Source organism: Streptomyces anandii JCM 4720 (genome assembly GCF_014650655.1).
GTDB classification, from domain to species: domain Bacteria; phylum Actinomycetota; class Actinomycetes; order Streptomycetales; family Streptomycetaceae; genus Streptomyces; species Streptomyces anandii.
The window spans coordinates 79,898-88,060 of sequence record NZ_BMVJ01000017.1; the positions used below are offsets into that span (position 1 = coordinate 79,898).

General features: G+C 70.5%; 9 protein-coding genes and 1 pseudogene. 6 read left to right on the top strand and 4 right to left on the bottom strand.

The features are described 5' to 3' along the window. The 4 genes from IE249_RS26340 to IE249_RS26355 all read right to left on the bottom strand — a co-directional run. Positions 1-777: amidohydrolase family protein (locus IE249_RS26340; RefSeq protein ID WP_229859308.1), on the bottom strand; the 777-nt coding region annotated here is incomplete at its 3' end. Positions 778-831: 54 nt separating this feature from the next. Continuing rightward, positions 832-1,626 carry an amino acid ABC transporter ATP-binding protein gene (locus tag IE249_RS26345; protein ID WP_189708582.1) on the bottom strand — a complete coding sequence of 265 codons (795 nt, stop codon included), beginning with the start codon at positions 1,624-1,626 and terminating at the stop codon, positions 832-834. Then, positions 1,623-2,456 (bottom strand): amino acid ABC transporter permease, encoded by an 834-nt coding sequence (locus IE249_RS26350; protein WP_189708584.1) that lies wholly within the window; start codon positions 2,454-2,456, stop codon positions 1,623-1,625. The genes IE249_RS26345 and IE249_RS26350 overlap by 4 nt, the downstream gene beginning before the upstream one ends. Continuing rightward, on the bottom strand, positions 2,453-3,319 hold the full coding sequence (locus IE249_RS26355) for an ABC transporter substrate-binding protein (RefSeq protein ID WP_189708586.1): 867 nt from the start codon (positions 3,317-3,319) through the stop codon (positions 2,453-2,455). The genes IE249_RS26350 and IE249_RS26355 overlap by 4 nt, the downstream gene beginning before the upstream one ends. A gap of 213 nt (positions 3,320-3,532) precedes the next feature. On the opposite strand from IE249_RS26355, the gene IE249_RS26360 reads away from it, so the two are divergent. The 6 genes and pseudogenes from IE249_RS26360 to IE249_RS38535 all read left to right on the top strand — a co-directional run. Beyond that, positions 3,533-4,624, top strand: coding sequence for a pyridoxal-phosphate-dependent aminotransferase family protein (locus IE249_RS26360; RefSeq protein ID WP_229859310.1), 1,092 nt, complete (start codon positions 3,533-3,535; stop codon positions 4,622-4,624). 84 nt (positions 4,625-4,708) lie between these two features. After that, complete coding sequence (locus IE249_RS26365) at positions 4,709-5,236, top strand: DinB family protein (protein WP_189708590.1); 528 nt, start codon at positions 4,709-4,711, stop codon at positions 5,234-5,236. Between the two features lie 302 nt (positions 5,237-5,538). Further along, entirely contained in the window at positions 5,539-6,078 is a 540-nt protein-coding gene (gene ectA / locus IE249_RS26370; protein ID WP_189708592.1) for a diaminobutyrate acetyltransferase, read from the top strand. A gap of 74 nt (positions 6,079-6,152) precedes the next feature. Beyond that, complete coding sequence (gene ectB / locus IE249_RS26375) at positions 6,153-7,424, top strand: diaminobutyrate--2-oxoglutarate transaminase (protein ID WP_189708594.1); 1,272 nt, start codon at positions 6,153-6,155, stop codon at positions 7,422-7,424. 34 nt (positions 7,425-7,458) lie between these two features. Further along, positions 7,459-7,863: an ectoine synthase gene (locus IE249_RS26380; protein ID WP_189708596.1), complete on the top strand. Its 405-nt coding sequence runs from the start codon at positions 7,459-7,461 to the stop codon at positions 7,861-7,863. A 5-nt stretch (positions 7,864-7,868) separates the two neighbouring features. Continuing rightward, positions 7,869-8,163: pseudogene (locus tag IE249_RS38535) on the top strand (ectoine hydroxylase); the annotation flags it as partial.

The window sequence follows — 8,163 nt, forward strand, 5'->3', positions numbered from 1 at the left end:
GCGCATGTGCGCCGACCAACGCGGGTACTTGGCCTCGCCGCCGTCCGCGAGCCGCGGGAAGAGCGCGATGTTGACGAGGGTGGGCACGATCGCGACACCGCGCTCGGCGAAGAGCGGGATCAGTTCCTCCGTCAGCCCCGTGGCGTGCTCGACGCAGTCGATGCCCGCCTCGACCAGATCCCGCAGCGAGTCCTCCGCGAAGCAGTGCGCGGTCACCCGCGCGCCCAGACGGTGGGCCTCGGCGATCGCCTCCTCCACCGCCCCGCGCGGCCAGCAGGCCGACAGGTCCCCGAGGTCGCGGTCTATCCAGTCGCCGACCAGCTTGACCCAGCCGTCGCCGCGCCGGGCCTCCCGGGCGACGCAGGAGGCGAGGCCGGCGGGCTCGACCTCGTGGGCGTAGCCGCGGATGTAGCGGCGGGTGCGCGCGATGTGCCGCCCGGCCCGGATGATCTTCGGCAGGTCCTCGCGGTCGTCGATCCACCGGGTGTCGGAGGGCGAACCGGCGTCGCGGATGAGCAGGGCGCCGGCGTCCCGGTCGGTGAGCGCCTGCTTCTCGCTGACGTCGTCCGGCACGGGCCCGTGGGCGTCGAGCCCGACATGGCAGTGCGCGTCGACGAGGCCGGGCAGCACCCAGCCCTCGACGGTCGTCACGTCCCGGGCGCCGGCCGGACGCTCGTAGGAGATCCGGCCGCCGACCACCCACAGTTCGTCGCGGACGCGGTCCTCGTCCGGTCCGGCGAGGACCCGCCCCTTCACGTGCAGCACCTGATCGCTCATGCACCGCACCCTAGGTGCCGCTCCTCCTCCCCGGGAAGCAAGGCCCCTGGTGAATCAGCCCTCACCCTCGGACGCGCGGTCCCCGGTCCCCTCCTCCACCTCGGCCATCGCCGGGTCGAGGAGCCGGGAGAGGAAGTGGCGGGTGCGCTCGTGGCTCGGGGCGCCGATGACCTGGTCGGGGGCGCCGTCCTCGACGACGACTCCGCCGTCCATGAAGACGACCCGGTCGGCGACCTCACGGGCGAAGGTCATCTCGTGGGTGACGACCATCATCGTCATGCCCTCGCGGGCCAGCATCCGCATCACGGCGAGGACGTCGCCGACCAGTTCGGGGTCGAGCGCGGAGGTCGGCTCGTCGAAGAGCATCACCTCCGGGCCCATGGCGAGCGCCCGGGCGATCGCCACCCGCTGCTGCTGTCCGCCGGACAGGGAGGAGGGGTGGGCGTCCGCCTTCTCCGCGAGACCGACGCGCTCCAGGTTCTCGGCGGCGATCCGGGCCGCGCTCGCCTTGTCCCGGCGCAGCACCCGGCGCTGCGGGAGGGTGAGGTTCTCGGTGACGGTCAGGTGCGGGAAGAGGTTGAACTGCTGGAAGACCATGCCGATACGGCGCCGTACGGCGTCGATGTCGACATCGGGGTCGGTGAGTTCGGTGCCGCCGACGAAGACCTGGCCCTTGGTGGGCTCCTCGAGCAGGTTCACGCAGCGCAGGAGGGTGGACTTGCCGGAGCCGGAGGGGCCGATCACGCAGACCACCTCGCCCTGGCCGATCTCCAGGTCGATGCCGCGCAGCACCTCGTTGGCGCCGAAGGACTTGTGCAGGTCCCGGATCACGATCTCGGGGCGGCTCATCGGATCGCCTCCTGCGACCTGGACTCCATGCGGCGCACGACGAAGCCGAGCGGGATCGTGACCAGCAGGTAGCACAGGCCGGCGACGAGGATCGGCGTGGAGTTGGCGGTGGTGCTGGCCAGGTCGTTGCCGTACTTGGACAGTTCGCGCTCCTGGAGCGTCACACCGAGGAACAGCACCAGCGAGGAGTCCTTGAAGAGCAGGACCAGTTCGTTGGTGAGCGGCGGGAGGATGATCCGGAACGCCTGCGGGACGATGATGGAGACCATGGCCCGCGCGGGCGAGAAGCCCAGTGAACGGGCGGCCTCCATCTGTCCCTTGGGCACGGCCTGGATGCCCGCGCGGATGGTCTCGGCCATGTAGGCGGCCGAGACCAGGCCGAGCGCGAGGGCGACCTTGCCGTAGGTGCCGCCGACGATCTGGGTGCCGGGGAAGGCCAGCGGTACCGCCACCCCGACGAAGATGAAGATCAGCAGGGCGGGCAGGCCGCGGAAGATCTCGATGTAGACGCCGGCGAGCCAGCGGTAGGGGCCGACGGAGGACAGCCGCATCAGCGCGACGACCATGCCGAGCACCAGGCCGAAGACGAACCCGGACAGGGTGTAGAGCACGGTGTTCTTCAGCGCCAGTGTGATCACTTCGGGGAACATCCGCTGAGCGATGTCCACCTGCGCGAACTGGTTCTGCAGCCGTCCCCAGTCCGCCGAGAGCGCGAAGGCGATCACGGCGGCGGCGAAGACGGCGTACTGGGCGCCGCGCGACAGCCTGCGCTTCTGGCGGCGCGTCAGGCCCTTCTTCCGCGGCTGGACCTGTACGTCGGTGTCGGTCATGAGGCCGAGGGCGAGGCCGCGCCGGCGGAGGGCGAGGCCGCGGTGGCGTCGTAGGGGCCGATCCACTGCTCGTACAGCTTCTTGTACGTGCCGTCGGCCTTGGCGTCGGCGATCGCCTTGTTGATCGCGGCGAGCAGCTTGGCGTTGCCCTTCTTGACCGTGAAGCCGTACTGCTCACCGGTGTTGATGTTGGCGGCCACCTGGAAGGCGGCGGCGTTGGCCTTGTCCTTCAGCCAGCCCTGGACGACCGGGTAGTCGATGACGACGGCCTGGACCTGGCCGGTGCGCAGGCCGTTGAGGACGGCGTCGGAGGAGTGGAAGGAGACCGGGTCGTAGCCCTTGCTCTTGGCGTAGTCCTCGCCGGTGGTCTGCGCCTGGGCGCCGAGCTTCTTGCCCTTGGCCTTGACGTCGGCGAGGGAGGTGATGCCGCTGCTCTTGGCGACGAGGAGGGCCTGGGTGGCGTTGAAGTACGGGTCGGAGAAGTCGACGTGCTTCTTGCGCTCGGCGGTGATCGTCATGCCGGCCGCGGCCAGGTCGCACTCGCCGGAGTTGAGGAAGGCGCCGGTCTTGAAGTTCTCGAAGGGCGTGTCGAGGATCTGCTGCTTCACGCCGAGGTTCTTGGCGACCAGGTCGATCATCGAGACGTCGAAGCCCTGGACCTTGCCGTCGATCTCCGACTGGAAGGGCGGGTACGGCAGGTGGGTGCAGGTGGTGAGCTGGCCGGCCTTGGCGAGCTCGACCCCGCCGGCGGCCGTCTTGGTGCCGCCGTTGCCGCTCGAGGTGCAGCCGGCCACGACGACCAGGGCGGCCGCGGCGGTGGTGGCGGCCAGGATGCGGGCCCGGCGCCCGGAGAGCGTGATCACGGGGGCGACCTCTCTGTGGGGAGTGCGAAGGGGTGGTGCTGTGGGGGGCGCACGGTCGTGCGCGGCTTCCGATTATAAGGAGATGTTTGAGTGTCTCAAACCAATCCGATGGCTGGACGGGTAGCGGGCCTAAGAAGTCGCCGGTGGAGGGGGTGCGTCCGCCGCCGACTACCCTCGGAGGGTCTACCCACGACCGCAGGAGAGAGCACCGCAGTGACCCATCCCTTCCTGGACCTCGCCCCGCTGAGCGCCGCCCGCTTCGCCTCCATCGAGGACCGGGTGGCGCGGCTGCTGCGCACCGAGCAGGACGTCGTGATCATGCAGGGTGAGGCGCTGCTGCCGCTGGAGGGCGCCATCCGCGGCACGGCGGGTCCGGGCACGACGGCGCTGAACGTGATCACGGGGCCGTACGGCCGGACGTTCGGGGACTGGCTGCGGGACTGCGGTGCGACGGTGGTCGACCTGGCGGTGCCGTACCGCACGGCGGTCACGGCGGAGCAGGTGCGGGAGGCGTTCGCCGAGCACCCGGAGATCGACTTCGTGTCGCTGGTGCACGCGGAGGCGGCGACCGGCAACACCAACCCGGTGGCGGAGATCGGCGAGGTGGTGCGGGAGCGGGGCGCCCTGTTCTACCTGGACGCCGTGGCCTCGGTCGGCGCGGAGCCGGTGCTGCCGGACGCCTGGGGCGTGGACCTGTGCGTGATCGGGGCGCAGAAGGCGATGGGGGGTCCGGCCGGGGTGTCGGCGGTGTCGGTGAGCGAGCGGGCCTGGGCCCGGATGGCGGCCAATCCGCGCGCTCCGCGCCGCTCCTACCTGTCCCTGCTGGACTGGAAGGAGCGCTGGACGGACGCGGGCCGCCGGGCGCTGCCGCACGCGCCGGCCCAGCTGGAGATGCTGGCGCTCGAGGCGTGCCTGGAGCGCATCGAGTCGGCGGGCGCGGAGGTCGTCATGGCCCGCCACCGCTCCGCCGCGGCGGCGACCCGGGCGGGCGTGCGGGCCCTGGGCGGCGGGCTGGAGCCGTACGTGTACGACGACCGCGAGGCGGCTCCCGTCGCCACCACCCTGCGCACCCCGCCGCACATCACGGCCTCGGACCTCGTGGCCCGCGCCCTGGAGACCGACCCGTCCCTCCCCCTGGCGGCGGGCGGGGGCGCCCTCGCCGAGGAGATGATCCGCGTCAACCATTACGGCCCCGCCGCCACCCGCGAAACGATCGACGCCTGCCTGACCGCCCTCTCCACCGCCCTGACCCCCCGGACCGACCTCCCCGCCGCCCACGAGGCCACAGCAACCGCCTGGCACTGACGACGGCCCCGGCACCCGCCCGCCCGGGGCCGGAAACCGGCGGTGTCCGGGGCGCCGGGGCGCGGTTCGTGCCATGCTCCCCGAATGGGTCCCGAAGCCTCCGCGACACTGCCCGACGGACGCCCGGTCCCGGCGATGACCGGGGACGAGCGGCCGATGCTCGAGAGCTGGCCGGCCTTTCACCGGGCGACACTCGAACTGAAGTGCGCGGGCCTGGACGACGCACAGCTGCGGACCGCCTCGGCCGCGCCGTCCCGGCTCACCCTGCTCGGCCTGGTCCAGCACCTCGCCGAGGTCGAACGGAACTGGTTCCAGCGCGTCGTGGGCGGGCTCGACGTGCCGCCGGTCTTCGACGACGAGAGCGGGTACGTGCTCGACCCGTCGCGCGGCCTCGGCCAGGCTCTTGCCGTCTGGCGCCGGGAGATCGTGCGGGGGCGGGAGATCTGCGAGGGGCTCGATCCGGACGCCACCGGGCGGATCGCCGAGGGGCCGCCGGCCGGGTCCGAGGTGAGTCTTCGGTGGGTGTTCATTCATCTCATCGAGGAGTACGCCCGGCACAACGGGCATGCCGACATTCTGCGGGAGCGGATCGACGGGGTTACCGGGGCTTGAAGAGCGGGTAATTCTGGAATTCAATTCGGGTAGCTGCCCGTCTTCTCCTGCCCTGTTTTCCAATGCCTAAACGCGGAGATTTCGCAAACGCCTGGCGGGGTGATTCGAGAAGGTTCCGTGAGGGTTACGTCATTGTGACGCACTCCACAAAGCCATCCTTTTTGTCCAGTAATTAACGGGCAAACCCCCACATCACAGCGGTGCTCGCGCGACCGCGCGCCCGCGCGATAACACAGGCTCCGGACACTCGTAAGACCCCAGGGCGATGCATTTTTGAATTCAGCTCGGTAAGTTCATTTCGCATGACTGCCGCACAAGCAGACCTGCAAACTCCCCACACTGAATTGCCGGAGGCCCCCCGTATCGAGCGCCCCGCAGTCGCCGACGGCGCCGCGCTGTGGCGGCTCGCGAAGGACTCCGGGACGCTGGACGTGAACTCCTCGTACAGCTATCTGCTGTGGTGCCGCGACTTCGCCGCCACCTCCGTCGTGGCGCGTGGCGCCGGCGGTGAACCGGTCGGCTTCGTCACCGGCTACGTGCGGCCGGACCGCCCGCACACCCTCCTCGTGTGGCAGGTCGCCGTCGACGCCGCCCACCGCGGCCGCGGCCTGGCCGCCAGGATGCTGGACGCCCTCGCGGAGCGTGTCGCCGCCGAGCACGGGCTGACCTCCCTGGAGACCACGATCACCCCGGGCAACACCGCCTCCGAGCGCCTCTTCGCCTCCTTCGCCGCCCGCCACGGCGCCGCCGTCGAGCGCGAGGTGATGTTCGCCGGCGAGCAGTTCCCCGACGGGCCGCACGACGCCGAGGTCCTCCACCGCATCGGCCCGCTCGCCCTCTGAGCGGCGGCCCTTCCCCGCCAAGCCCGAAGCCTCACCCACTTCCACTCCCCTCCCCACCCGAGGAGCGATTCGCCGTGACCATCACCCAGCCCGACCTGAGCGTCTTCGAGACCCTGGAGTCCGAGGTGCGCAGCTACTGCCGCGGCTGGCCCACCGTCTTCGACCGCGCGCGCGGCAGCCGCATGTACGACGAGGACGGCCACGAGTACCTCGACTTCTTCGCGGGCGCCGGCTCCCTCAACTACGGCCACAACAACCCCGTGCTGAAACGGGCCCTGATCGACTACCTCGAGCGTGACGGCGTCACCCACGGGCTCGACATGTCGACCACCGCCAAACGCACCTTCCTGCAGACCTTCCAGGACCTGGTGCTGCGCCCCCGCGACCTGCCGTACAAGGTGATGTTCCCGGGCCCGACCGGCACCAACGCCGTCGAGTCGGCGCTGAAGCTGGCCCGGAAGGTGAAGGGCCGCGAGGCGATCGTGTCGTTCACCAACGCCTTCCACGGCATGTCGCTCGGCTCCCTCGCCGTCACCGGCAACGCCTTCAAGCGGGCGGGCGCCGGCGTCCCGCTGGTGCACGGCACGCCCATGCCGTTCGACAACTACCTCGACGGCCGGGTCCCCGACTTCCTGTGGTTCGAGCGGCTGCTGGAGGACCAGGGCTCCGGACTCAACAAGCCGGCCGCCGTGATCGTCGAGACGGTGCAGGGCGAGGGCGGCATCAACGTGGCCCGCGCCGAGTGGCTGCGCGCCCTGGCCGGCCTGTGCGAGCGCCAGGACATGCTGCTGATCGTCGACGACATCCAGATGGGCTGCGGCCGTACCGGCGCGTTCTTCTCCTTCGAGGAGGCGGGCATCACCCCGGACATCGTCACCGTGTCGAAGTCCATCAGCGGCTACGGCCTGCCGATGTCGTTGTGCCTGTTCAAGCCGGAACTCGACGTGTGGGAGCCGGGCGAGCACAACGGCACCTTCCGCGGCAACAACCCCGCCTTCGTCACCGCCACCGCCGCCCTGGAGGCGTACTGGACCGACGGGTCGGCGATGGAGAAGCAGACCCGCGCCCGCGGCGAACTCGTCGAGCAGTGGCTGGTCTCGATCACCGAGGAGAACCTCGCCGACGTCAAGGAGTACCGGGGCCGCGGCCTGGTGTGGGGCATGGAGTTCCACGACAAGGGCCGCGCGGAGCGGGTCGCGCGGCGCGCCTTCGAACTCGGGCTGCTGGTCGAGACGTCCGGCCCGGAGAGCGAGGTCGTCAAGCTGCTGCCGGCCCTGACCATCACCCATGAAGAGCTGGACGAGGGCCTGAGCACCCTCGCCCGCGCGGTCCGCGAGACCGCCTGACCGGTCCCACCCGACCAGGAGGAAGTACAGCACCGTGATCGTCCGATCGTTCAAGGACATCGAAGGCACCGACCGGCACATCAAGTCGAAGTCCGGCACCTGGGAGAGCAAGCGCATCGTCCTCGCCAAGGAGCGGGTCGGCTTCTCCGTGCACGAGACCATCCTGTACGCCGGAACCGAGACGCAGATGTGGTACGCCCACCACATCGAGGCCGTCGTCTGCACTCGGGGCGAGGCCGAACTGACCGACCGTGAGACCGGGAAGACCTACACGATCACGCCCGGCACCATGTACCTCCTCGACGGCCACGAGCGGCACACGCTCAAGGTCAAGGAGGACTTCCACTGCATCTGCGTGTTCAACCCGCCCGTCACCGGACGGGAGGACCACGACGAGAACGGCGTCTACCCCCTGCTCACCGAGCCCGAGGAGGTGTGATCCGCATGACCGGCACCGTCACCGACCTCTACCCCACCCGCGGCACCGCCGAGGTGACCGTTCCGCGCCAGGACCCGGTCGTCTGGGGCTCCCCCGGCACGCCGGGCCCGATCGCGGCCGCCGACCTCCAGGCCTTCGAGCGCGACGGCTTCCTCGCCGTCGACCAGCTGATCGCCGACGACGAGGTCACCGTCTACCGGCAGGAGCTGGACCGGCTGGTGGCCGACCCGGCGATCCGGGCCGACGAGCGGTCGATCGTCGAGCCCAAGTCCAAGGAGATCCGCTCCGTCTTCGAAGTGC